This window comes from Paenibacillus sp. FSL H8-0283 (genome assembly GCF_045040675.1).
Classification (GTDB): domain Bacteria; phylum Bacillota; class Bacilli; order Paenibacillales; family Paenibacillaceae; genus Paenibacillus; species Paenibacillus amylolyticus.
Genome location: NZ_CP150295.1, coordinates 3,466,867 through 3,491,214 on the forward strand (window position 1 = coordinate 3,466,867; position 24,348 = coordinate 3,491,214).

21 protein-coding genes are annotated in these 24,348 nt (G+C 41.3%); 14 read left to right on the top strand and 7 right to left on the bottom strand.

What is annotated here, in order from left to right; translation table 11 throughout:
- Positions 1-6 precede the first annotated feature (6 nt).
- Positions 7-1,038 (top strand): 2-dehydropantoate 2-reductase, encoded by a 1,032-nt coding sequence (locus MHI52_RS15575; protein WP_340982516.1) that lies wholly within the window; start codon positions 7-9, stop codon positions 1,036-1,038.
- Between the two features lie 294 nt (positions 1,039-1,332).
- Positions 1,333-1,713: a hypothetical protein gene (locus MHI52_RS15580; RefSeq protein ID WP_405159342.1), complete on the top strand. Its 381-nt coding sequence runs from the start codon at positions 1,333-1,335 to the stop codon at positions 1,711-1,713.
- A gap of 42 nt (positions 1,714-1,755) precedes the next feature.
- Here the strand turns inward: MHI52_RS15580 and MHI52_RS15585 are convergent, their stop codons facing one another.
- Both MHI52_RS15585 and MHI52_RS15590 read right to left on the bottom strand, forming a co-directional pair.
- Entirely contained in the window at positions 1,756-3,474 is a 1,719-nt protein-coding gene (locus MHI52_RS15585; RefSeq protein WP_076253093.1) for an AraC family transcriptional regulator, read from the bottom strand.
- Positions 3,475-3,645: 171 nt separating this feature from the next.
- Entirely contained in the window at positions 3,646-4,599 is a 954-nt protein-coding gene (locus tag MHI52_RS15590) for an ABC transporter substrate-binding protein (RefSeq protein ID WP_340030358.1), read from the bottom strand.
- A 498-nt stretch (positions 4,600-5,097) separates the two neighbouring features.
- On the opposite strand from MHI52_RS15590, the gene codB reads away from it, so the two are divergent.
- A complete protein-coding gene (gene codB, locus MHI52_RS15595; protein ID WP_076253095.1) occupies positions 5,098-6,375 on the top strand; it encodes a cytosine permease in 1,278 nt (425 codons plus the stop codon).
- A complete protein-coding gene (locus tag MHI52_RS15600; protein ID WP_076253096.1) occupies positions 6,344-7,612 on the top strand; it encodes a cytosine deaminase in 1,269 nt (422 codons plus the stop codon). The genes codB and MHI52_RS15600 overlap by 32 nt, the downstream gene beginning before the upstream one ends.
- Before the next feature lie 84 nt (positions 7,613-7,696).
- On the opposite strand, the gene MHI52_RS15605 is transcribed toward MHI52_RS15600, so the two are convergent.
- The gene (locus MHI52_RS15605) at positions 7,697-8,821 is read right to left on the bottom strand and encodes a GerAB/ArcD/ProY family transporter (protein ID WP_076253097.1); all 1,125 of its coding nucleotides are present in this window, start codon (positions 8,819-8,821) and stop codon (positions 7,697-7,699) included.
- A gap of 131 nt (positions 8,822-8,952) precedes the next feature.
- Here MHI52_RS15605 and MHI52_RS15610 point away from each other — a divergent pair, with 131 nt between their 5' ends.
- The 3 genes from MHI52_RS15610 (at position 8,953) to MHI52_RS15620 (ending at position 10,998) form a co-directional block, all read left to right on the top strand.
- Positions 8,953-9,915 (top strand): YafY family protein, encoded by a 963-nt coding sequence (locus tag MHI52_RS15610; RefSeq protein WP_076253098.1) that lies wholly within the window; start codon positions 8,953-8,955, stop codon positions 9,913-9,915.
- Between the two features lie 85 nt (positions 9,916-10,000).
- Entirely contained in the window at positions 10,001-10,531 is a 531-nt protein-coding gene (locus tag MHI52_RS15615; RefSeq protein ID WP_076253099.1) for a glyoxalase/bleomycin resistance/extradiol dioxygenase family protein, read from the top strand.
- Between the two features lie 179 nt (positions 10,532-10,710).
- Entirely contained in the window at positions 10,711-10,998 is a 288-nt protein-coding gene (locus tag MHI52_RS15620; protein WP_143781282.1) for a thioredoxin family protein, read from the top strand.
- Here MHI52_RS15620 and MHI52_RS15625 read toward each other — a convergent pair.
- Positions 10,881-11,510, bottom strand: coding sequence for a GNAT family N-acetyltransferase (locus MHI52_RS15625; protein ID WP_076253100.1), 630 nt, complete (start codon positions 11,508-11,510; stop codon positions 10,881-10,883). The two genes, MHI52_RS15620 and MHI52_RS15625, sit on opposite strands and share 118 nt — an antisense overlap.
- A 206-nt stretch (positions 11,511-11,716) precedes the next feature.
- On the opposite strand from MHI52_RS15625, the gene MHI52_RS15630 reads away from it, so the two are divergent.
- The 4 genes from MHI52_RS15630 to MHI52_RS15645 all read left to right on the top strand — a co-directional run bounded on the left by MHI52_RS15630 (position 11,717) and on the right by MHI52_RS15645 (position 15,817).
- Entirely contained in the window at positions 11,717-12,658 is a 942-nt protein-coding gene (locus tag MHI52_RS15630) for a helix-turn-helix transcriptional regulator (protein ID WP_076253101.1), read from the top strand.
- A gap of 147 nt (positions 12,659-12,805) precedes the next feature.
- A complete protein-coding gene (gene map, locus MHI52_RS15635; RefSeq protein WP_036671233.1) occupies positions 12,806-13,546 on the top strand; it encodes a type I methionyl aminopeptidase in 741 nt (246 codons plus the stop codon).
- A 170-nt stretch (positions 13,547-13,716) separates the two neighbouring features.
- The gene (locus MHI52_RS15640; protein ID WP_076253102.1) at positions 13,717-14,955 is read left to right on the top strand and encodes a DUF418 domain-containing protein; all 1,239 of its coding nucleotides are present in this window, start codon (positions 13,717-13,719) and stop codon (positions 14,953-14,955) included.
- 490 nt (positions 14,956-15,445) lie between these two features.
- Positions 15,446-15,817, top strand: a complete 372-nt coding sequence (locus MHI52_RS15645; RefSeq protein ID WP_076253103.1) for a hypothetical protein — start codon at positions 15,446-15,448, stop codon at positions 15,815-15,817.
- 634 nt (positions 15,818-16,451) lie between these two features.
- Here the strand turns inward: MHI52_RS15645 and MHI52_RS15650 are convergent.
- Positions 16,452-17,309 (bottom strand): LysR family transcriptional regulator, encoded by an 858-nt coding sequence (locus tag MHI52_RS15650; protein ID WP_036615694.1) that lies wholly within the window; start codon positions 17,307-17,309, stop codon positions 16,452-16,454.
- A 138-nt stretch (positions 17,310-17,447) separates the two neighbouring features.
- Between MHI52_RS15650 and MHI52_RS15655 the strand changes: the two genes are divergently transcribed.
- The 3 genes from MHI52_RS15655 to MHI52_RS15665 all read left to right on the top strand — a co-directional run bounded on the left by MHI52_RS15655 (position 17,448) and on the right by MHI52_RS15665 (position 20,887).
- Positions 17,448-18,545 carry an NADH:flavin oxidoreductase gene (locus MHI52_RS15655; protein ID WP_405159343.1) on the top strand — a complete coding sequence of 366 codons (1,098 nt, stop codon included), beginning with the start codon at positions 17,448-17,450 and terminating at the stop codon, positions 18,543-18,545.
- A 432-nt stretch (positions 18,546-18,977) separates the two neighbouring features.
- Positions 18,978-19,865 (top strand): arginase family protein, encoded by an 888-nt coding sequence (locus tag MHI52_RS15660; RefSeq protein ID WP_036671243.1) that lies wholly within the window; start codon positions 18,978-18,980, stop codon positions 19,863-19,865.
- Positions 19,866-20,035: 170 nt separating this feature from the next.
- A complete protein-coding gene (locus MHI52_RS15665) occupies positions 20,036-20,887 on the top strand; it encodes an arginase family protein (RefSeq protein ID WP_076253213.1) in 852 nt (283 codons plus the stop codon).
- Positions 20,888-21,273: 386 nt separating this feature from the next.
- On the opposite strand, the gene MHI52_RS15670 is transcribed toward MHI52_RS15665, so the two are convergent.
- Both MHI52_RS15670 and licT read right to left on the bottom strand, forming a co-directional pair.
- A complete protein-coding gene (locus tag MHI52_RS15670) occupies positions 21,274-23,157 on the bottom strand; it encodes a beta-glucoside-specific PTS transporter subunit IIABC (protein ID WP_076253105.1) in 1,884 nt (627 codons plus the stop codon).
- Between the two features lie 226 nt (positions 23,158-23,383).
- Positions 23,384-24,226, bottom strand: a complete 843-nt coding sequence (gene licT, locus MHI52_RS15675) for a BglG family transcription antiterminator LicT (protein ID WP_076253106.1) — start codon at positions 24,224-24,226, stop codon at positions 23,384-23,386.
- Positions 24,227-24,348 lie beyond the last annotated feature (122 nt).

The following is a 24,348-nucleotide window of genomic DNA, read 5'->3' on the forward strand; positions in this document are numbered from 1 at the left end:
AATAAAATGAGAATTGCAATTGTAGGAGCAGGATCTTTGGGAACCATCGTGGGTGCATACCTTGCGGATGGTGGACTTGACGTTGAGTTAATTGATGCATATCAAGAACATGTAGATGCTTTAAATCAGACGGGTGCTAAAGTGACGGGTACCACAGAGTTTCAGGCCAAAGTAAAAGCAATTACTCCTGATCAGAAATCAGGACAGTATGACCTTGTTTTACTTTTAACCAAACAACTCTACAACGATTCCATTCTTCAGGAATTACTTCCATTCTTGAAAGAAGAAAGTATGGTGTGTTCGTTGCAGAACGGGATTCCGGAAGAAAAAGTGGCGTCCATTGTGGGTGAAAAACGTGTCATTGCTGGCTCCGTTGAATTCGGCGCTACGTTCATTGAACCAGGTGTATCAAGTCTGACTACCGAGTACACTCAATTTAAGCAGTATGCTTTTCAGATTGGCGAATTAAATGGTGAAATTACCGAACGAATTCAACGCGTAAAATCGGTGTTGGACCTTGTGGGTGGAACTCATATTTCCGATAACCTGGTTGGAACCAAATGGTCCAAATTGCTGATCAACAATGCATTTAGTGGTTTATCGGCTGCATTGAATGGGGAATACGGAGACATTATCGATCATGAAGCCGGCATTGTGAGTGCAGCTCATATTGCGGACGAGACGATTAAAGTTGCTCGCGCCAATGGGGTTACCTTGGTTAAAATGAATGGATTCGACATCGCTTCACTCGAACTGAACAGCGAAGAAGATATCCCTGAACGGGTGAAAACATTACGTTACGTGATGGAGCCCTCCAGACTGCTCAAAGCAAGCATGCTTCAAGATCTAGAGAAAAACCGCAAAACGGAGATTGATTATATTAACGGGGTTGTTTCAATCAGGGCAGAAGGTACCGGAATTGCGACACCTTATAATGATTTAGTTGTAAAACTGGTCAAATCTGCTGAAGAAACTCTTACCGTTCCTGATTTTGACACGAACATAAAAGTTTTTGAAGAACTATTACGTGCACAATAATAAATTCAATTATTTCAACTGAAAGTCGCTAATATAGCGGCTTTTTTGTTGTATCAGTAAATCTAGTCAGGCTTGATTTTGCGACAGATAGAGTATTCTTCGTGATTTTTGTTCCCTAATATTATACAAAAAGAGGAATTAAATTTGATATAATATAGATTTGCTGGTTATTTTTCTATTCGAAGGAGATACATATGAGTAAATCTTGGGGGGAATTCGGGTTTTATTTGGTTGTATGGGACATACATTATTTATGTTCTTGCAAACAGACTTGATGATGAGGTAGAACTAGTTATGGAGCAAATTATGCAGAAATATAAGCGAAGAACAACACAAGCACAGTTCAAGGCAGCTTACGGATTATATCGCAAGGATATGTTTGCCATTCGGCAAGCTGTACCTCATATCGGCTTATCGGACTACCGTACATATTACGAAACCATTCTACTCTTGGAAGACGGGAAAAGTGAAGATGCGCGTGAAAGACTTCAATCCATTAAAAAACAGTGGATGCGATCAACATTGCTCGCGGGTATTGAATTTAAAGCAGAAAACCATGATATCGCTATTCAGCACGCGCATGAAGCACTTAACTCTTCCAGAGGTGTTAATCGTTATGTTTTATATAAGGAATACGAAAGAGTATTACCAGAGGTTTTTGGACACATATCGTAAGATGGAGAAAATGTTTTGAAAAAATAAACCGTGCTTCACGGTTTATTTTTTTTCATTTACTAGCGGAGGTGTGAGTCCATCCTTAGCAAAAATAGAGGGTAGAATCGTCAATAACCTCTCACGGGTAAGGGGATCATCGTAGTTCCAGCCAGCTTCTACTATATGTACTTTACTGGGTGCCAACATGCCAACCAAACTTTGTAGCGGAGAAGGTATATTTACATTCATCTCCTCCTGAGGTACCATCACGAAGTTTCGGTCTCCACCGTATTGTGTGATTTTATTGTAATCAATTTGTATCCAAGGTCTGCCATTAATGATCAGTTGATTTACGGATTCAGTGGGTCGAAAGCCAAGTGATTCATACACGGTAGCGGCAAATCCCGTCTGTCCCATAACATATATGTTCTTACCCAGCACCAGATAGACAGTTGCTCGTTCTCCTGCAATATAATCATCCGCCAATTGTCGCCGTATCCTCCTGACACTTTCCTCATAGCGGTCGATCCACTGTTCAGCCGTTCTGCTTCGACCGAAAAGATCCGCAATATAACGAAGACGCTCAAAAGTGCTGGTTGATTCGCGATAAACGATGGTAGGTGCAATGGCATCCAGTCGAGGTAACTGCTGCTCACTATAGTTGCCTAACAGTATAAGATCAGGCTTCAGCAGGGAGACTTGTTCCGGTGCGGCTTGCAGTCCAATGTCGGGGATGTGATGCAGTTTGTTTCGATATATGACTTGTGATTTCATTGTAGTTATACCCGCACCGACTGGACGGATACCGATAGCAAGCAACTCACCAAGGGTATTGGTACCTGTGGCCACGATTCGTATAGCCACATCAGGGAGGGAAATCTGCCTGCCGAGGGAATCGGTGATCGTTCTTTGCCTGGTACGTCTTAGTATATTGGCGTATTCCCGGGGAGGGTGTCCTGTGAGCTGATGAAAGCGTCGACTGAAATAATACTCATCCTTAAAACCGACTTGTCGGGATATTTCACGTAAGGTCTCGGTAGAACTGGACAGTAGTCTTTTAGCGTGTTGGACCCTAAGCTCTGTTAGGTAGTCCGTCGGCTTCTTGCCAGTAATCACTTTAAACAATTTGCTATATTGCCATCGAACCATGCCGGCCATTTCCGCCAAAAGCTCTACGGTCAGATCTTCGTTGTAGTGCTGCTCCATATAGCTGAGTGTACGCTGTACCGCTTGATCATTTTGCACTGGCGGAGGAGCGCTTTCTAGCTGAGCCATCAGGCCAAGTATCAGTTGCAGCCGGGACTGAGTAACTGCTAATTTTGAATGATGCGTAGGCGTAAATTTCTTCTCCTGCAACCGATTTTGCTTGTTGGATTGCAAAGGCAGCGGAGAAATCCAGTCTTCACTTGCCAACGCAAGTTTTATAGTAGAAAGAGACAGCCTGTAAGGAAATCCCAGAATAAGAGGAGGGCAAGCCGGAAGCAGAGTCAACTGATCCACTTGAAAAGAAAGAAAGGTCAACCGGGCTACATGCGCTTGCTCTTTTATCGTTTTGAGAATGTAGGATTGCTGAGTAGGGAGCAGAATACAACTGCCTTGGCTCAGATCTTGGGAGATGTTGTTTGTTAACAGCCGAATTCCATGATCCAGAGCAATAAGCAATGTATATTCATTGGCAGCCTTGCTCTTGGTTGATGGATTATGATGATTGGTTTCCTGCAGTGGTGTGAGCTGAAGCAGATCATGCTGCTGCAGTTGGATGTATAGGGAAGCCATTTGCATTCTGGAGCACTCCGATCTAGTGATAATAATTCTCAATTACTAGTTTACCACATTTTACACGTTAGAGAATGTTTCGTTGCAGACCTTAGTACACGATGCTGAAGTTTACAGAATCCAAAAATCCTCCATAACCAAAGAGGTTGGAGGATTTTTGACGTTATCTATGCGATATTATTGATTCATCCATTTCGGTAGTTCATCAAGCAATTGCTCCAGTGCCAGTAGGTTGTCGGTATTCCAATCGGCTGATGCTTTGTAAACGTGTCCTTGCTGAACGGCCGGCAATGTTTTCCATAGTGTGCTCTGTAACAACCGATCAGATTCAGCTCGACTTTCGTCATTATCCAGCGTTAGGACAAAGAGATGATCTCCTGCATAGTCCGGCATTAGTTCTTCCGAAAGTTCGACGAATGTTAGCTCCTTGTCGATAATGTTTTGCTGAATTGCTGGTGGAATTGCAAATCCGTGCTCTTGATACAAGACTACACCCAATGAACGATTGCCCATCACATAGAGCTGTTTACCCAACTGCAAGAAGATGGTCGCTGTCTCGCCCTCTGCCACATTCAGCTTGTCCCACATCGCTTCCGCTTTTGTATCAAATCTGCTGATCCATTGCTCTGCCTCATCCTGTTTGCCAAAAATGTTGCCAAGTTCGCGTACGCGTTCCGTAAATGGTAACGCCGAGTTGAACGGAATGGTAGGCGCAATCTTCGAAAAAGCGGTGTTTCGGTCAGCATCTTGGTTATAACCATTCAAAATCAAGTCAGGCTGCAAGGCTGTTATTGCCTCCAAATCACCAGGATTTCCGACATCATCAATACCTTCTAATCGGTCTACAATATAGCTTTCGGAAGCATGAATCAGATTGGCTCCAACGACGGAAATATCCATGGCCAGGAGATCTCCAAGTGTTGAACCAAGATAGATCACCCGTTGCGGCTGAGTGGGTATTTCAATCACTTCGCCTGTTTGGGTTGTATAGCTTTTTGTCGTTTGTTCGTTGATCTTCACAGCTTCTTGTGAAGGGGCGCTTTCCGAACGGCTGCATGCTGCAAGGACGGATAGAAGAAGGAAGCATGCTCCCCATATGAATAGGTGTTTCTTAATTGTACTGTTCATCATTGTTTCCCCCTGAGTTCTCTTTTTCTCATTGATAACCATTATCAATTACAACGTAATTATAGGTGCCTTTTCAGCGGCTTACAATGAAAAAAACGCAGTGAATTTATTTGTACAAATGTCAATGCGTGCATCTATTTGTTCGTTGCTTTGTTTTCAATCCGCAGGTGTGTTGTCATCGGAGTATGCGTGATCAAAAACAGCTTGCTGTATAAGGAATTAATAACCTATGGATAATAATGACATTGACAACTGCAGGTTTTTCCAAAATAATAGTATGTAATTGAATACTGGTACCTTTAATTCAGTCCAGAGAGGCTGGCAAGGGCAGCGGATTTCATAATCACGCGAGAATCAGGGCTTATCCCGTCATGGGATGCTCTGTGTCTTCGCGCGGATTATGATGCAAAAAGAGGCTACTTGTCAGTGTATAACTTGACGAGTAGCCTCTTTTTTCTGCTTTTTTTGGTATCAGATACACTTTACGTTGGGGGTATTCTGATGAGCAAACAAGATCAAGAGTTTTCATGGCAAGCTGTGCCGAAATCGCAAAGAAACCACTTTTGGAAGACGTTATCCGTCATGCTCGGTTTCACATTTTTCTCAGCAAGCATGCTGGCAGGAGGCACGTTGGGAGTAAGCTTGACGTTCATGGAGTTCATTGGCATCGTGCTTGCGGGTAATCTGGTGCTCGGTATCTACACAGGGGCACTGGCACATATCGCTGCCAAAACGGGCCTGTCGACACATTTGCTCGCTAAATATGCGTTCGGTGCGAAAGGGTCGTATCTGCCTTCATTCCTGCTAGGCTTCACACAGGTCGGATGGTTCGGAGTAGGCGTAGCCATGTTCGCGATTCCAGTCGCCAAAGCCATGGACTGGAACGTGTACCTGTTGATTATCGTGTTCGGACTTGCCATGACAGCATCAGCTATCTTTGGTATGAAGTCACTCGTCATTCTCGGATATATCGCGGTTCCTGCGATTGCGATTCTCGGTGGTTACTCCATGTTCGAAGGTGCAGGTTCGCTGGGAGGTCTGCAAGGGTTGCTAGAATACACGCCAACACAGTCGCTTACCGCGGCGGCGGCATTAACGATCTGTATTGGATCATTCATAAGCGGCGGAACGCTGACACCCGATTTTGCCCGGTTTTCCCGAACATCGAAACAGGCAGTTACCGCAACAGTGATTGCATTCTTCCTGGGTAACTCACTCATGTTTCTGTTCGGTGCAGTTGGTGCGATGGCTTATAACCTGGCTGATATCTCGGAGGTCATGTTCCTGCAAGGATTGATCATCCCGGCAATTATCGTTCTGGGCCTGAATATCTGGACGACCAATGATAATGCACTGTACGCTTCGGGTCTTGGTTTTGCGAACATCACCAAAATCTCAAAGAAATTCTTCGTCGTCGTAAACGGTATCGTGGGTACCGTATTCGCCATGTGGATGTACAACAACTTCGTCAGCTTCCTAAACGTACTGGGCGCTGCGGTACCATCGATCGGGGCTATTATTATCGCAGATTACTTCATTGTGAAACGTAGAAACTATAAGCCATTTGCCGACATGTCATTCAAAAATGTAAACTGGGTAGCGATGGTGGCTTGGGCCATCGGCGTTGCATTCGCTCAACTGGCTCCTGGCGTAACACCATTGAACGCACTGCTTGGTACAGCAGTGGCCTATATCGTCTTGATGCTGATTGTTCCTGCGAAAGAAACCAAAGAAATGGGGAAAATAAATGATTATACAGAACGCAAAATTGCGGGGTAAAGAAGGACTATGGAATATCGTTGTGAAAGACGGAAAGTTTGAACGAATTACACAATCGCTGGAAGTGACCGAGAATGAAGAGATCCTGGATGTTAACGGATCGCTTGTGCTGCCACCGTTTATTGAGCCGCATATTCATCTCGATACAACGCTCACTGCAGGCGAGCCGGAATGGAATCTAAGCGGAACGCTGTTCGAAGGCATCCAACGCTGGTCAGAGCGCAAGGCTTTCTTGACACATGAAGATGTCAAAACACGTTCCAAAACGGCACTGAAATGGCAATTGGCACAAGGTATCCAGCATGTACGGACCCATGTGGACGTTACCGATCCAAGCTTGATTGCTGTTAAAGCGATGCTTGAAGTAAAAGAAGAAATGGCTCCATATATGGACATTCAGCTTGTTGCTTTCCCACAGGAAGGCATTCACTCTTATCCAAACGGGGCAGAATTGCTGGAAGAGTCACTGAAAATGGGCGTTGACGTGGTCGGCGGCATTCCACACTTCGAATTCACACGGGAATACGGCGTTGATTCAATGAAAGTTGCGTTTGATCTGGCCGAAAAATACGACCGTCTGATCGATATCCATTGCGATGAAATCGATGACGAGCAATCCCGTTTTGTTGAAGTCGTTGCCAAGGAAGCTTACGAACGTGGACTGGGTTCACGAACAACGGCAAGCCACACAACAGCGATGGGGTCATATAATGACGCTTATACGTACAAATTGTTCCGTTTGCTGAAGATGGCTGATCTGAACTTTGTCTCCAATCCGTTGGTTAATATTCACCTGCAAGGACGCTTCGACACGTATCCAAAAAGAAGAGGGCTGACGCGTGTCAAAGAGTTGCAGGAAGCAGGTCTGAATGTGTGCTTTGGTCACGATGACATCTTCGATCCTTGGTATCCGCTCGGTACAGGCAACATGCTGCAAGTACTGCACATGGGGATTCATGCTTCACAGTTGCTTGGTTACGACCAGATCGTGAATTCGATCGACCTCATTACGAAAAACAGCGCAAGAACGTTACACATTGAGGATGTATACGGTATTGAAGAAGGTAAACCTGCTAACTTCATCGTACTTGAAGCAGAGAACGAATATGAGGCTGTTCGCAAACAAGCCGGCGTACTTTATTCCTACAGAGGCGGCCGTAAAATTGCGGAATCGAAGCCGCGGGACACGTCCATCATTTTTGAAGGCGGTACAGAAAAGGTTACTTTTAATAAATAATGAAGAAAATATACTCCCATTAAAGTCGCTATTTTAGCGGCTTTTTTTCTTTTTTACTGTCTACATACAATAAGAACCAAACATTCAGCTTGCCTTAAGTGCTTCACTAGAAGCCTGCTTCCCGCCTTTTTTACGAACAAAACTAATGATCAGCAGTAGCAGGGGTAACAAGCCAAACAAAAAAATGGACATATTGCCAAGAAAATCACCCAAAGCTAATGTTTCCTCCAGGTTTTTGGGCAAGTAAGCAATTACATATAAGACTGGCAACATCGCGAATTGTATGCTCGTAATATTTTTGAGACGAAACAAATCTCGGATCCCGATTGCCGCAAAATAGTGTTTAAAAGCATAGGTTGCAAAGATCTGCATCAGCCAAAACACAATGAAAAGCGATTCATATCGCTCAAAAAGAAACCCCTCAATTTCAAAACTTCGAACCATGTCGAACGTTGGCCACATTCGTGTTTGAATTCCTGGCAAAGATAAGTTTCCTACAACGGTAACAATCGTGACCAAATATATGATCGTACAACTAAGTATGCTGTATATAGCAGCTTTATAGCTTGCTTTCACGTCTACCATGTAAGCTGTGATGATGAGTAAAACTTCATATCCAGAATAGGAGAGACACGAAGGTTTAAGCCCTTTCAACACAGGCATGAATCCATCGCCCAGGAGTGGTCTGAGGTTATTAATTTCAAACATCTTGCTGCTTAAAAGGAAAACCAGGGCTAACAACACAAGCGTAACGGGCAACACGATTGAAAAGACCCGGATGATGACCTTAAGACCACCCGTTAACATATAAATACCAATCCACAAACTGACCATAATGGTGACCCAAGTAGGCGTGCGCTCAAGGATGTACATACTTGTAATTTCGGCCATGACTCTAACTTCGAATGAACAAAGAACAACAAAATACACGATAATTAAAAGTCCCAATAGATAAGCAATCCACTGACCTGTGATTTCGGGTATAAATTCGAATACCGTTTTACCGGGGAATCTACGACACAACGTTACAAGGAGGATGCTGATTGTGGTTACAATTAATCCTGATAAAATGACAGAAATCCAAACATCTGGTGTCCCTACTGCTTTACTAATTGTGCGAGGGAGTGTTAGAATTCCAGCTCCGAGTATTGAATTGATAACTACAATAATGACCTCGGAGGTATTAATATTAGATGTGGATTGCTTCATTTGGCCTTCGCTCCAAACCGGAGAATATATTTCTAGGTAGTATCGCCCAACGCAGTTGTTTTATGTAAAATAAGTTGTACTGATATAATGTAGAGATATCCAATAATGAACTGAAGATGAGGATGCAGGTTATGCCAAAGAACGATAATATGTTAGCCATTCTATGGATGCTGAATTCAGGCACCAAAGTAACTGCAAAACAGATGTCCGAAAAGTTAGAAATCAATATAAGAACCGTATATCGATATATTGATGCATTATGTGCCAGTGGAGTACCGATCATTTCCGATACAGGTCACAACGGCGGGTATAGCTTGCTGAATCAGCATATCAAAGCACCTCTGTTATTTGATATCGATGAAAAAAAGGCACTTCTCCAAGCTGCTGTGTTTGCAAAAGAAGCTGGATATCCTTTGAGTGAGGCATTGGACAATGCAACATCCAAATTGAAAATGTATACAAATCAGGATCAGGAAAACACACTTCGCCGTCATTTAGCCGGGTTTAACGTTATCAATCGCATGGGAGATCCATCCGTTCAGCCGATCTTGGCGGAATTGGAGCAAGCCGTGGCTAATGATTGCTCTGTCGAAATTGATTATCGCAGAAGCCGCGATGAACAACCCAAGAATAGAGTAATAGACCCGTATGGAATGGTTTACTGGAATAATAAATGGTATACCATTGCGTTTTGCCACTTGAGGAATGAATTCCGCAGTTTTCGAGCAGATCGTATTCTGCGAATCAAGCATACTCCGCTCCGCTTTAATCGTTCGGAAGCCTTTTCAGCCCGTGAATTTTTTCTGCAAAATTTATTACCTGATGTAGGGGGCAAAGAGGGGTTAATCTCCTTGGTTATCGAAGGCCGATCAGAGGCATTGGATGACTTGGGGCTGCATTGGTTTATGGGACATTATCTGAAAGAGCGGACTTCTAATCAAGCCATCTTTTTATTTGATGAAAAATCAATTGATACATACGTCCCCTATTTTCTCCTATCCTATGGGAAGTCCATTCAAGTCATCGAACCACTGCGTGTGAAGGACAGACTTGTTGCTGTTGTATCCGAGTTAATAGAATACTATCAACTTTAACAGCTTCACTGACAGTAGATGTCAGTGAAGTTGTTTTATAATGATGACAATCTCGGATTACTGAGAAGGAAGGCGGAGTAGACATATGAGTGAACAGACAAAACACAAGGCAGTTTCAGGAAAATATACAAAGAAGGGTACACCTAACGGCGTTACATCGATTACCCCATTTATAACAGTGAAAGACCCTTCTGAAGCAATAGAGTTCTACAAAGTTGTTTTCAATGCAAGGGTGAAAGATATCACTGAGCATCCAGATGGAAATCGTAATAAGATTATTGTTCATGCCGAATTAGATTTTGGAAATGGTTTTTTACAGCTGGGGGCTGCAAACTCGGCATATCAATTGGCTTTGCCCCCAGATCAAGATCATGCATGTTATTCTTTAGGGATTTATGTCATTAATGTGGATGAAACCATTGCAACCGCCGTATCCAGAGGGGCGAAAGTAAGAGAAGAAATTATTAACTTTGCGTCTGGTGATCGATTCGGAAGTATACTAGACCCTTTTGGCGTACGGTGGTCTATTCTGACTCGGATTGAAGATCTATCGGAAGAAGAAAGTAGTCGAAGAGTCGCTGAGTGGGCCAAAAGCGATTTTTCCATGAACAGCTAGTTCGGAGCGCATCCTAAACATGGATGCGCTCGTTTTCTACTGTCCGTAATCCTATTCGTCTGTATCGGTCGAAGTATCCTCATTAAGCTTCTTATAATCCATTCCCATGTTTCCATCACACTAATGAAAGGAGGGAACATGTTTAAGCTAAGGAAAACACGGAAGATGTTAAAGTTAACTTGGATGACAATGTGGAAATCCCGTCACGTTTTCAGATTATGAGCATTCCTGCAACCATTTTATTCAAAGATGGTAAGCCTGTTGAGCAAGAAATCGGTATGTTGTCATCAGAGCGTTTAAAGAAACGGTTGCTGTTATTAACGTGGACACAAGATCCGCTTGGCCTCCTTTATTCTGATTTGATTGATGAATGGGTGCTCGATAAGCATTTTTGCATAAATATCACTTTTTTGAAGCCTGCCTTGGCAGTAAACGGGCCCGATTTCAGTTCTTTTTTAAGCATATAACCGAACCGCTCATATAATTTTTGTGCTGAAGGATTCGTATCGACGACCTCTAGATTGATTATAGTAATTTGCTTATTTCTTGCGACTTGCTCCAACTTAATTAATAGCAATTTACCTATGCCATGACCACGTGCTTCTTCAGATACGGCAATAGGGTCAATATGCAATACATGTTCGTGATACAAATGAAATTTCAAATAAAACGCATAAAATAAAAATCGCCAAGTCGCTACCACTGGGGAGTACACGTTCCGAAAAGCTGCATAATTGGCAGGTGTGAACGCTTTTTTTCCTAAATTGTAACCGAGAAATCCAACTACTTCTTCATTTCTTAATGCGTAAATGCCCTGTTCAAATTGAATAGACTGAGCTAATAGTTCTACTGCTTGTTTTTTCGTTTTTGCATAAAACCAAAGATGTGTTACTTTCAATGGAAAAGCTTCGTAAAATAAAGGAGCAACTTGTTCTTGTTGTTGTGCATTAAGCTGTTGTGTGATTTGAATTTGGTTCATTCATATCGCCCCAATCCTTCATTATCAATCAAGTTCACCGTCTATGGCAGACCGATGAAAACAATGTCGTCCTCCAAATAAATATCGATGCTGCATTTGCAAAGGAATATTACCCTGATTTATCCTATGTCTGGTTTACGCATGAATTTAGCCCTGGAGCATATCTAGGTTTAGAACGAGCAGAAGGAATCATTGAGGCCATATGCATGTTAATAACTCCAATTGGAACTAAGAGTGAGATGCCATTTTTAACGTTAAAGAATACAGTCGAACAGTTATTGGACCTGCTTATTATGAATTTTGATGCGAAAAGAATGTTCGAAGGGAACCCAACCAAGCTACAACGAATAGGAAGAATATATGATTACTTATTCAATAATAGGGGTTTTATTAACAAGGCATCTTTGAATGATATCGCCAAGCACACAGAGGAATATTTGAATTTGGATTATTTATCATCACAATTCAAGTTATTAATAGGAGATACGCTGCAAAACTTGCTTCATTACTTGCGCATTGAGCACGCAATCAAACAATTATTGACGACAGATCGAAGTCTGGTAGAAATATCAATTGAGAGTGGTTTTTCTTCACCTAGATATTTTTATCAACGATTTAATAAGATTTTCCCGGAAGGACCGAAAGCATTTCGTGAACAACATAAAAAGAAACAGGAGATGAAAGATCACTGTAGGGAAATCATCGATCCAGCATTAGTTTTTGCAAGACATCGTAGATTATTTGAAATTCCTGAGACGGTAAACAGCGAACTAAATAAATGGATTCACATCGATATATTTGGACATGATGAACAAAATTCAACTTCTCCATATTTGATCAAGCTATCTGAATTAGTAAAAGGTGATTCACATGCGTATCTTAAGAAGATCCTTCAGGAAAATAACGTAAGCCCCAACAACATTTTTCGATTTGAAGAAACGTTGGATAATGCAAACCGTGACGATTTTCAAGTTTTGACATGGCTGCTCAACCAATTCAGGGAAAACGATATCTTGCCTGTATTTATCGTCAGGACTAGTAGTAACGCTATTCTAGAACAGATAACCACCATACAAGGACTACTTCAAAACTATACGCTCACTTATGGCGCAGAATATATGAAGGGATGGAGAATTGAACTTCAATAATACGAAGGTACAAGAGAATAACCACACTCATAATGTTGATAAAAAAGTTGCGAAGCTTTGCTGCTTTGGATATGATTATCTAATGTGCAATCAAAGATAACACTTATGTAATCAATTAATGATAAAAGATAGTGAGGTAAGAAAAAAATGATCGCAAGAACAGAAGAAGATTTTAATGGCTTGAAGGAAATTGGCAAAATTGTAGCTTCTATTCGAGATGAATTGGTTCAAAGAACCATCCCAGGCATAACGACTAAAGAACTTGATGATTTGGCAGGAGAGCTTTTTGAGAAAGCTGGCGCAGTTTCTGCTCCAAAAAGTGAATATAATTTCCCGGGATTTACTTGTATTAGTGTTAATGAAGAAGTGGCACATGGTATTCCGGGAGATCGGGTTATTCAAGAAGGGGACCTCGTCAATATTGATGTGTCGGGCTCCAAGAACAGTTATTTTGCAGATACGGGACTCTCGTTTGTCGTAGGCGAAGGTGAAGAAGTGTTAACGAAAATATGCGACGTTGTTAAACTGGCATTTGAAGCAGGTCTTAAAAAGGCAAAACCAGGCTCCAAAAAAAGCGGAATCGGGAAAGCCGTATTCCAAACTGCTAGACAGCATGAATTAACGGTTATCAAAAACCTTACAGGACATGGTGTTGGACGTGGAATACACGAAGCACCTGACCACATCTATAATTATAATGATCCATCGGATGATGAATTGTTAAAAGAAGGTATGGTTATCGCATTCGAGCCATTTATTTCAACTTCAGAAGAAGAAGTAGTCCAAACTGGAGATGGCTGGACCTTTGTTACTAAAAACAGCTATGTAGCTCAAATAGAACATACCATTATTCTTACTAAAAATGGTCCGATTATTGTCACTCTTTAAGGTGTTCAAACTGAAAGTCGCTAAATTTAGCGACTTTTTTTGTTTTTGTTTTATTGGTACGTCAAAGTAAATCAAAATATAAACGTTCGCTTATTAATTTATGTTGAAATTATGGAAGGATTTAACGTATATTTAGATCTGATCTTTATGTTATAGACAGAGGTGATTGATTGAGCACATCAAAAAAGCGCGTTCAAGTCATTGATGGACTGCGTGGATTCAGTTTGGTCGGCATTGTGCTGGCGAATATGCTGGCTTTCCAATATGGAATGTATGGCCAGAGCAAACCCCAACTGTTCGGGATTGGCGGGGCAGATCAGGCTTTCCTCTCATTCCTGCTGATCACTGTGGTGGGAAGTTTTATGCCGATTTTTGCATTTATGTTTGGCTTTGGAATGGTTAAGCTCTCGGAAAGCCTAAAATCACGAGATTTACGACCAAAGTGTCATCTGGCACGCCGTTTTCTACTACTGTTTGGAATCGGATTACTGCACATCATCTATCTGTGGGAAGGGGATATCCTTACATTTTATGGTATACTCGGTTTCTTCTTGCTCATGTTCCTTAATCGGAAACCCAGAACGCTGCTCATATGGGCGGTACTGCTACTCGTGGGAGCGGGCATACTTGGTCTCCCGGCATCTAATCCGATGAACCCGCTGGCGATTGAGTCCATTCATATGGAGAACTACATCATTCAAAGTCAGGATGTATACGGCAACGGCACATACGCGGAAATCAGGAATTTCAGTAATAACGGCGATCCATTCGGCGGGGATTTGGAGCTGTCATTTGCCCTGATAGCCCTGATGTTAGCACCACTCATGACGGTGCCGATGTTCCTGCTCGGCATGCACGCTGCCAGAATAGGCACGTTTAGCGATCCCCAAACGATGCGAGCTATGTATCTTCGCCGGGCATCATTATTGATTCCGGTAGGTTTGATACTCAAAGCATACGGTGTATTGGCACCACAATTGGGTGCGGAAGGTTGGCTCGGAATCGGAATCGGGGGGACGCTTGGAGGAGCGATGCTTGCAGTCGGATACATATACGCATTCGCGCTGTTGTATGCTGGAAACCGCCGTTTCAGCCTGATGGGCAGGTTCGAGGCGGTCGGCCGTCTCTCGTTGACGAATTATCTGATGCAGAGCGTAATCTGTACAACAATTTTCTATGGATATGGCCTGGGACTGTTTGGAAGTGCTGGCGTGTTTATCGGAGCAATTATTGCGCTTGCTGTCTACGTTATTCAATTGTGGCTCAGTCCGCTATATCTTAAGAAATTTAGCAATGGTCCTGTCGAGTACTTGCTACGGATTTGGACATATCTGTCCTGGAAAGGGCAGCCAAGAAAGAAGAAAAGATCAAATTTAACTACGAATGAAAACGCGCCTGGTGTCCAGTAAGCATAAAGTGTTATCGTGAAACGCAAAAAGAAGCTCGTTCCACCAAAAGAAAGGGCTTCTTTTTGCCGTAACGATCATCTTCCTAATGTTTCCTGTTATAATTAGTAATTATTTATAGATTCAACATATCAACCCTAATACATAAGCTAACTAATATAGTGCGGGCAGTGGTAAGGTAATGCGAAATGAAAGATGAAGCATATACATTCAACTGTTTCCACTCAAGCTTGAAAGGATCATTATTGTGCTAAAAATAATTAATTTTCTTCTTTTCTTGCTGATCATTTGGGTAGTCATCTTTTATCCTTTTCGTTTTGCTTGGTTTGAAGGTTTGAAACAGATTCCTGCAGATCTTCATGGTGTTTATTTACTTTTCTTGTTCTTTGGATATCTGATCTGTTCATCGGCTATGGGACTTATGGTAGGCAAGATGTTTTTTAAACGAAAAGAACAGTGAGTATATGTAGGTAGGAAGTAGGGAGCTTGGAGAATGGACAAAGGTATTTTAATCAATCAATTCTTAGAACTTTTTCCTGAATTCCACGATTGTTATATAGAACATTTGGATTTATATCAAGAGTTTCTAGGACATGTGTTTTTTGGTGATGAAGTGGCTACTTATGTTGAAGGATTGCTTCGTGAAAATGATGATACAGAACAAATTGAGAAGTTTTTCAATTTTTTTGAATGGATGGCGACTCAAACGAGCCTTTATATTGTACAAGTGTTATCTATTACAATTTTGTATGATCTAGGTGGGCATACCGATATTTTGAAAAAAGCTCAATGTTATATGAAACCGCATACTAAAAGACTTTCTCAAGAAATAGAAGATCTGCACTCAGGGAAATATTTTTCATAGGATACTCTGCTGGAGATTAGGTATTCAAGAGTTTAAATCGTTGGTTTTATAATATCATTCAAAGTCGCTAAAGCAGCGGCTTTTTTTGTTTATTCATGTAATTGCCTATCTAAAAGATTGAGGGGAAAGAACTTATTTCAATGATCGATTAGATAATTTTTGCTTTGAAGGAGTTTGCTACATTACAGCCTTACGCCTGTCCTGCCCAGATTATTGACTTGGGTAGTGACTAAGCGAATCTGGAAAAGATTATGGATGCGAGACCTGATGTCATCGTAACCTTTAATGGTTCGGTCGATACCATATACTATGAGTTGATGTCGAGGGACAAGAACATTGTGTCATTTCGGATTAGATTGAAGCGTTGTTGACCACTTTCTTGAATATGCCTTGGATGATTTTATGATTCGTATATTTGTTCCTATTAGATAAGTTGATACATTTACCTGAGGATTTGAGCCCCAGCGCTAATAAATGTTCTATCGTCGTTGATATTTAACAAAAATGTGAAAGATGAAACACTTATTTTTAGTAGATATCCCAAGATTTTTTGAGTAAGGAGTTTCTATTATGCACATAATAATAAGCCAGCTATTATATTTAATAGCTGACTTTCTTTTTATTCAAAAGTGAGCTATTCCCAATTAGCTGCGTGTTTTTGAATTAGATTAATCATCTGTTTCATTGCAGGTGAAATCCACTTATCTTTGTGATATGCCAAATATGTGGATATTGTAGGGCGGTCAGACCCAACTTCTTCGCCTTGAAATTTTTTGGATTTTAATTCTTCTTTGACAGAAAAGTAAGGAACCATCGAAATGCCTAGTCCGTTTTTCACACATTGCTTAATCGCTTCGATACTTTGGAACTCTATACTGTTCATAACATCGACTTTTTTATAATTGATGTAATCCTTGAATACAGATTTGTAACTGCAGCTACGTTCCGTATATAACACAGTTCCTTTTGCATGGTTTTTCTCATGAGGGGGACTAATAAGGACCATTTTTTCTCTCACCAAACGTTCGCAGTGTAGTTCGGGAGCCCCCCATCCCTCTTTTTCTAAGGCAACAAGAAGGTCAATCTCACCATTTTGAACAGCTTGAGAGACATCTTGGTAGTCAAGTGATTTGAGCGAAAGGTTAACTTGCGGATATTTCTCACCATACTCAACCAATAAAGAAGGGATGCGACAGATCATTAAGGATTCCGAAATACCTAGTGTCAAATTTCCCGAGGGCTCATCATTTGAAGTAAGTGCTTGTGTATACAACTCAATAATTTTATGAGCATACGGCAGAAATTGATGTCCGTATTGTGTGAGCACAACTTGTTTACCTAAGCGATCAAAAATAGGCTTACCGAACTCTTCCTCCAATTCTTTAATATGTGTTGTGACAGAAGATTGAGCATAACCGAGATGTTCAGCTGCTTTCTTAAATCCTCCTTTTTCAACAATAGTTTTTAATGTAATCAAATGGCGGAGTTCCATAGATACCCTCCTAAAGTGAGTTCATTTTTAATGAACTAAAGATTCAATAACATCAATTTTACTGTTCATTTCATTCATTTTATAATGTTCATATTCTGAAAGATATATAAACATAATTGTTAAAGGTGGATGGTTAAATTGGTACAAAAAAATAAATTGTTTGAACCTGTCAACGTTGGTTATAACTTTCTAAAAAATCGTGTAGGAGTAGCTCCAATGACTCGTACGAGTGCTACTCCGGAAGGTCTTGCCACGGAGCAGATGGCTGAATATTATGCGTCTTTTGCTCGTGGAGGTTTTGGATTTGTCATTACAGAAGGAACATACACAGATCAATTATACAGTCAATGTTACTTTAACCAACCTGGCTTGATAAATGAAGAACAAGCTATTGCTTGGAAAAAAGTCGTGGATACTGTACATGAAGCGGATGCTGCAATTATAGTTCAGCTTGAGCATGCAGGAGCACTTTCTCAAGGAAATCGCTTCAGTTCCCATAACCTAGCTCCTTCAAAAGTGCAACCTAAAGGAGATCCTTTGGCGTTCTATGGTGGAGTTGATAAATTTCCTACTCCGATAGCTGCAACAAAGCAAGATATCGAACAAGTGATTCAGGGATTTGTGGAATCAGCAATCCGGGCAAAAGCAGTAGGGTTTGATGGTGTTGAAATTCATGGAGCCAATGGTTACTTGCTTGATCAATTCTTGACCGACTACACTAATGAACGATCAGATGAGTATGGCGGTTCGACCGAAAATCGGGTACGGCTTTTAATTGAAGTTTCATCTGCAGTCCGTAAAGCCGTTGGACCGAATTTTACAGTAGGTATTCGAATTTCTCAAGCCAAAGTCAATGACTATATCCATAAATGGGGTGGAGGTGAAGCAGATGCTAAAGTCATTTTCGGTGGATTAGGGCAAACCGGGCTTGATTACATTCATGTGACTGAATATAAGGCATGGAAGCCTGCTTTCGAAGAGAATGGGCCTTCATTGGTACAACTAGCTAAAAGATTTTCAGGTAAAATTGTCATTGCCAACGGCCAACTTGAAGATCCATTAAAAGCATCTGAAATCATCACTGATGATAAGGCTGATCTCGTGACACTAGGAAAGGGGGCTCTAGCTAACCACGATTGGGTTACTAAAGTTAAAGAAGGTAAGCTACTAGCTGAGATGAGAGAGGATAAGATACTGCGACCAGATGCAACGATCAAGAATTTTGAAATCCTTTAATGGGAACAGACAAAAGTATTTTACTCAATTATTTCAAACTGAGGATGTCATACTATCTGTGTAGAGCTCTCAATCAGTGGTATGCATTCTCGACACCAAATAAATGGCTTTCAGAACTTATTGAGCAATAATAGTATTGCCATAGGTCGTTTTAAACGGATGACCTGTGGCAATTAAGGTAGAAAACAGACATTCAATTAGTGGGTTGCAATTATATACTAATTAATATTGGGAAATATCCATTTCAAAGTGATTTTAACGTTCTTATTCAGATAACAACGAAAGATGCCTGAACCTTTGATACCGCCTGTGGAATTCATCTATAAGTTACACACTATCTTTTTGGAAAGTACCTATCATAAAAGTGCGTACTATTCATAATATGTGACTCATGTATACTAAATTGTACCTCGATGTAAAGGAGAAAAGATCATGAAAAGCAAAGAAAATTCGACAACGTTGCGTATGTTAATGCCTCAATGGCAAGGGGGAGATAATCCTAATTACTCCTTTGGAGCTGAGCTTCTTGAATGGCTAGCTCCAGAGAATAACAAGCATATAACCGTTAAAGTACCTGTTTCAATGAGCGATGATACCCCCTTGGAAAAAGAGGAAGGTATTATAGGTGATATTGTGGGAAAAGAGCAATTATTAAATCAACTTGATGCGGCAAATCATTTAATCAAAGCATATCAACCAGACCGAATTGTCATGTTTGGAGGAGACTGTTTAGTGGAGCAAGCCCCATTCGCTTATTTAAACGAACGTTACAGTGGTGAGTTGGGATTACTTTGGATTGATGCGCATCCTGATATAACAACACCAAAAGAATACTACAATGGTCATACTTATGTATTGGGTAATCTATTAGGTGAGGGAGCTCCTGAATTCGCTGCTAAAGTAGATAAGCCTTTTCGTCCAGAGAACGTAATGATCGCGGGAATAGATCAACCGACTGGCCAAGAATCGGAACTAATTTCAAGATTATCAATTAAATCAGCGTCCAGTTCTCAATTAAAAGAAAGTAGCAAAACTGTGCTGGATTGGATCGAAACGAATAGGATTAAATATTTGGTGATTCATTTGGATCTGGACGTTCTTGACCCGAAAATTTTCAGATCATTGCTCTTTGCAAATCCGTTATCAGACTTAGAGATTGATTTTCCTATGGGCAAAATGCAACTTTTTGAGGTAGCAAAATTGATCAATGAAGTTAGTGATGTCACTGATGTAGTTGGTCTCGGGATAACCGAACATCTTCCATGGGATGCAATAAACTTAAAACAACTACTTCAGAAAATGCCTATCCTTAACGATTAAGATACTAATGCTTCAAAAGTATGCGCTTAATGAAAGGGACCATCGATATTAAGGAACAGAAGCACTTTCTTCATATAGTTAGTCTCCTTAGTAGCATTCATAAGAACTACATCTGTATTAGATAGGAGAACAAACAAGTGACTGATAATAAAACTGTTAAAACGTTACGCATGCTAATGCCCCAGTGGCAGGGAGGAAACAAACCAAGTTATATTCTTGGAGCTGAGCTCCTAGCATGGTTAGCTCCAGAAAACAATAATCATACGACAGTTAAAGTACCTGTATCCTATAGTGAAGATATGACTCTCCACACAGAGGAAGGTATTTTAGGAGGAATCGTAGGTAAGAACCAATTGTTGAATCAACTGGATGCAGCAACTCATTTAATTGAAGCTTATAAACCCGATCGAATTGTTATGTTTGGCGGGGATTGTTTGGTTGAACAAGCGCCATTCGCCTATTTAAATGAGCGTTATAATAGTGAAGTTGGACTATTATGGATCGATGCACATCCTGACGTGGCAACCCCAGAGGTGACGCCCAACGGGCATGCTCATATATTAGGAAATCTGTTAGGTGAGGGAGCGCCAGAATTTTCTCAAAAGGTTAAAAAGCCTTTCTTACCGAAGAACGTTATGTTAGCGGGACTTGTTCAAACAACTGAACATGAATCGGAACTTATTTCTAGGTTATCTATTAGTTCAGCAACTAGCGCCGAATTAAAGGATAATAATAAACCAATATTGGACTGGATTTCAGAAAATCAAATCAAATACGTAGTAATTCATTTGGATTTGGATGTACTTGATCCGAAGATTTTCAGGTCATTGTCATTTGCTAAGCCGCTGTCTGACAAAATTCATACTCGTATGGGTACGATGCAACTTACAGAGCTGATACCTTTAATACAAGAAGTTAGCTTGTTAACTACGGTTGTTGGACTAGGTATCACAGAACATCTTCCATGGGATGCTATAAACTTAAAAAATTTACTTAAGGATATGCCAATTTTCAAAAACTAAAAGAGAGTTTTTGAAAATTGGTAGATGTACTGATGATTATATATACTTGAGTAATTTTAGCTAATCGCTCATATAGATTAGAAATGTAAAAATCACAACAAAACTGCTTCGTCTTCATGAAACAAGGCGTTTGGTATTATCTAGTTAAGCGTGGAGTCAGAGATGCCTACTGGTCCAAGAGTTTCATCCGACATCGTGATTGGCAAACCGAAAACTTCCATGGGAATTTACAATTGTAGCTGATAAATAAACGGAAAGTGCTATCCAGAGAAAAACCACTCCTTTGCCGGAGTGGCTTCTTTGGATCATACGGAATAAGTGAATTAGTAGACAGTTATATAACCCGAAAATAGTTCGATTACCAACAGGTAATCCATCTCCAATCGTTAGACTACCGCCGACATTAGATAATCGCCTTGCTTCACTTCCTGCTCGGTAGTTTTTAACACGTCCAAGTAGTTGGCAGAGTTGGTAACGATGACTGAGGTGGCAGTGATGTAACCCGCTGTCCGGATTTGCTCCGCGTCAAACTCTACAAGCAGTTGCCCGCAAGAAACCCGATCGCCCTCTTTAACTTTTTTCTCAAAAAATTGTCCTTTTAGCTTTACCGTATTCACTCCAATATGGATCAGAAGCTCCATGCCACTGTCCGTGGTCAGACCGAGCGCATGACTGGTAGGGAATACGGTGGTTACGACACCATTGATTGGCGATACCAAAATTCCATCAGTGGGTTCAATGACAAGCCCTTGTCCCATGGCACCTGAAGAGAAGGCGGGATCAGGCAAATCTTCAAGTAGCTGAACACTGCCTTTCAGCGGACTCACAATGATTTCCTTGTTCAACCGCGATTCGTTTTGTTCAATCGCTTGTTTTTCCTGTCCAGAAGTTTCAGTCTGCGGCTCCTCAACAGTAGCCTCAAGATCTTTGAATCCAAGCAGCAACGTGAGTAGAAAAGCCAGGACAAAAGATACGGAAACACCGATCACAACCGAGGCGAACCCCGTTGTTACGTAAGTAGGAAAAGCGAGCAGGCTGGGAAGTGAGTAAGCGACTGCCCGACCACCCCCGACTCCGATAATTGCGCCCCCGATCGCTGCGGAAATACATGCGTAAATGAACGGTTTTTTCAATCGTAAAGTAACCCCGTAAATGCCTGGTTCCGTAATTCCGAAAATTGCAGTAATCGTAGCAGATCCGGAAAGGGTTTTAAGCTGTGAATTGCGGGTTTTCAGCATAACGGCGAGCAAAGCACCGGCTTGAGCCAGCACGGCTGCGGTCAACATCGGCCGCATTAAGTCATAGCCTATTGTCGCCAGATTATTAAGTGTAATTGGAAGAAAAGCCCAGTGAAGTCCAAAGATAACAATGACCTGCCAGAAACCACCAGTGACTGCTCCTGCCAACATTGGGCTGAATTGCATGAGTGAGGTAAAACCGCTAGCTAACCCCTGACTAACACTGTTGCCGATCGGTCCAAAAGCAAGAATGGTAAGCGGGACGACAATTAGAAGCGATAGCATCGGCACAAGAATATTGCGGATAGACTGGTGAATAATCGAGTTGAACCATTTTTCTATATGAGATTGAACCCACACCGCCAGAAGGATTGGAAACACGGTGGAAGTGTACATGACAAGCACAATGGGGATGCCTAAGAAATCATAAGTTTGACCGCTATTAAACGCAGCGGAAATGGTCGGAAAGACCAGGGCTCCTGCAATAGCCAAGGATACGTTCATATTAGCTTTGAATTTCCTTGCGGCAGTAACTGCCAAAAATATGGGCAAAAAGGTGAATACACTGCTTGATGCCGCGTTTAAAATTAGATAAGTTCCTGAGGTGTCATCTAGCCAGCCGAGCGCCACAGACAAAACAACCAGACCTTTGAGCAATCCAGCTCCAGCTAGCGCACTGAGCAACGGGGAAAAAACACTGGAAATAAGATCTACGGTTTTTCCGAATATTCCTGTTTTTTCTGCATTCTCTTTAGTATCCGTTTTGCTGCCGCCATCTTGAAGGTTGGTGTGCTCCATGATTCCTTCATAAACTTTGGACACGTTATTGCCGATGACGACTTGAAATTGACCGCCGCTTTTCACAACGGTGATGACTCCGGCTGTATTTTTCAACGCCTGTTCATTCGCTTTTGTATGATCTTTCAGGGTGAATCTAAGCCTGGTTGCACAGTGATATACATCATTCACATTAGATTCACCGCCAACAAGTTCAATAACACGTATGGACAGTTCTTTGTCTTTATTACTCATAGCATATTGCCTCCTTCATGATGGGTAATTGATCTCAGGTTGTGAGCTGTTCGTTCCTGATGTGCCGGCTTCTATCGTTTCACTTCCAAAAGCAGCAAAACCTGAACTCGTGGCAAAATAAAAAGAAAAATCATTTTGCCATCAGTCCAGGTTTTGCCTGCTTTACCAGTCACAATCCTTTATCCTAATGTGTTGTATATGAAGTTTTAGCTTGAAAGAAATAGGGCTATAAAGTGCTTCGTTCAGTAAGCCGCTGGATATGAATGGTTAAGTAAACGAATTCATCTTTGTTTAAGGACTGTACATACGTTTTTTCTAAGTACTCGTTGATCTTGCAAGTGCAAGAAAAGGCTCTGACATAAGTCTTTTTCACCTGCTGATATAAAAAATCTTCGCCGCTTTCATGAATCTCGTGGCGCAATAAGCGCATGGCGAAACATTGAAGGTGTGTTAAAAAACGTGAATAATTTAAGCTCGATTCATCAAGAACAGTGCCGTAATGGTACGTGACGATTTTCAAAATCTCGTTGACAATTTCAGTCATCTTTATCGTCAATTTCATTTCAGTGCCGTCAAGTCGGGCATTGACGACATGTAAGGCGATAAAACCAGCCTCATCTTCCCCGAGCGAAACCCCAATCATGTCGCTGATTAACTGCAGAGCATCCAATCCGATACTGAATTCCGTTTTATAGAAACGTTTAATTTCGAACAGCATGGCATTTTTAATCTCCATACCTTTGTTCTTACGTTGGATGGCAAAACTAATATGGTCGGTTAACGACAGATAAATATTGTCGCTGAGTTCAGTACCAAGTACATGGTTGGCGTGTTTTACGATCTCGTTCACAACTTCGAAATGAACGGCGGGTAATTCATGTATCAGTTCAGCCATTTTTACAGCAAATGCATGCTCGGCTAAATGGAAGATTTTATCGATCTTGTGTTCATCGACCACATCACCTGCACTTTTTTGGAAGGAGATGCCTTTACCCATAACGATGACTTCCTTCCCCTTTGTATTGCGGGTCAGCAGAAGGTTATTGTTTAATACTTTTTCAATAATCATGTGCATCGGCTCCTTGTTTTCTGCAATATGCATAAAAAAAACCTAAGATAGTTCAAACGCCGCCAATTGGTTAACGGCATTCAAACTTTCTTAGGTATTGCCCGAATCAACGGTCACAATCC

Excerpts from the sequence above, each read along its gene's own strand:
- MHI52_RS15575 (WP_340982516.1), top strand. The coding sequence starts at position 7 with ATGAGAATTGCAATTGTAGGAGCAGGATCTTTGGGAACCATCGTGGGT.
- MHI52_RS15580 (WP_405159342.1), top strand. The coding sequence starts at position 1,333 with ATGGAGCAAATTATGCAGAAATATAAGCGAAGAACAACACAAGCACAG.
- MHI52_RS15585 (WP_076253093.1), bottom strand. The coding sequence starts at position 3,474 with ATGCAAATGGCTTCCCTATACATCCAACTGCAGCAGCATGATCTGCTT.
- MHI52_RS15590 (WP_340030358.1), bottom strand. The coding sequence starts at position 4,599 with ATGATGAACAGTACAATTAAGAAACACCTATTCATATGGGGAGCATGC.
- codB (WP_076253095.1), top strand. The coding sequence starts at position 5,098 with ATGAGCAAACAAGATCAAGAGTTTTCATGGCAAGCTGTGCCGAAATCG.
- MHI52_RS15600 (WP_076253096.1), top strand. The coding sequence starts at position 6,344 with ATGATTATACAGAACGCAAAATTGCGGGGTAAAGAAGGACTATGGAAT.
- MHI52_RS15605 (WP_076253097.1), bottom strand. The coding sequence starts at position 8,821 with ATGAAGCAATCCACATCTAATATTAATACCTCCGAGGTCATTATTGTA.
- MHI52_RS15610 (WP_076253098.1), top strand. The coding sequence starts at position 8,953 with ATGCCAAAGAACGATAATATGTTAGCCATTCTATGGATGCTGAATTCA.
- MHI52_RS15615 (WP_076253099.1), top strand. The coding sequence starts at position 10,001 with ATGAGTGAACAGACAAAACACAAGGCAGTTTCAGGAAAATATACAAAG.
- MHI52_RS15625 (WP_076253100.1), bottom strand. The coding sequence starts at position 11,510 with ATGAACCAAATTCAAATCACACAACAGCTTAATGCACAACAACAAGAA.
- MHI52_RS15630 (WP_076253101.1), top strand. The coding sequence starts at position 11,717 with ATGTTAATAACTCCAATTGGAACTAAGAGTGAGATGCCATTTTTAACG.
- map (WP_036671233.1), top strand. The coding sequence starts at position 12,806 with ATGATCGCAAGAACAGAAGAAGATTTTAATGGCTTGAAGGAAATTGGC.
- MHI52_RS15645 (WP_076253103.1), top strand. The coding sequence starts at position 15,446 with ATGGACAAAGGTATTTTAATCAATCAATTCTTAGAACTTTTTCCTGAA.
- MHI52_RS15650 (WP_036615694.1), bottom strand. The coding sequence starts at position 17,309 with ATGGAACTCCGCCATTTGATTACATTAAAAACTATTGTTGAAAAAGGA.
- MHI52_RS15660 (WP_036671243.1), top strand. The coding sequence starts at position 18,978 with ATGAAAAGCAAAGAAAATTCGACAACGTTGCGTATGTTAATGCCTCAA.
- MHI52_RS15665 (WP_076253213.1), top strand. The coding sequence starts at position 20,036 with ATGCTAATGCCCCAGTGGCAGGGAGGAAACAAACCAAGTTATATTCTT.
- MHI52_RS15670 (WP_076253105.1), bottom strand. The coding sequence starts at position 23,157 with ATGAGTAATAAAGACAAAGAACTGTCCATACGTGTTATTGAACTTGTT.
- licT (WP_076253106.1), bottom strand. The coding sequence starts at position 24,226 with ATGATTATTGAAAAAGTATTAAACAATAACCTTCTGCTGACCCGCAAT.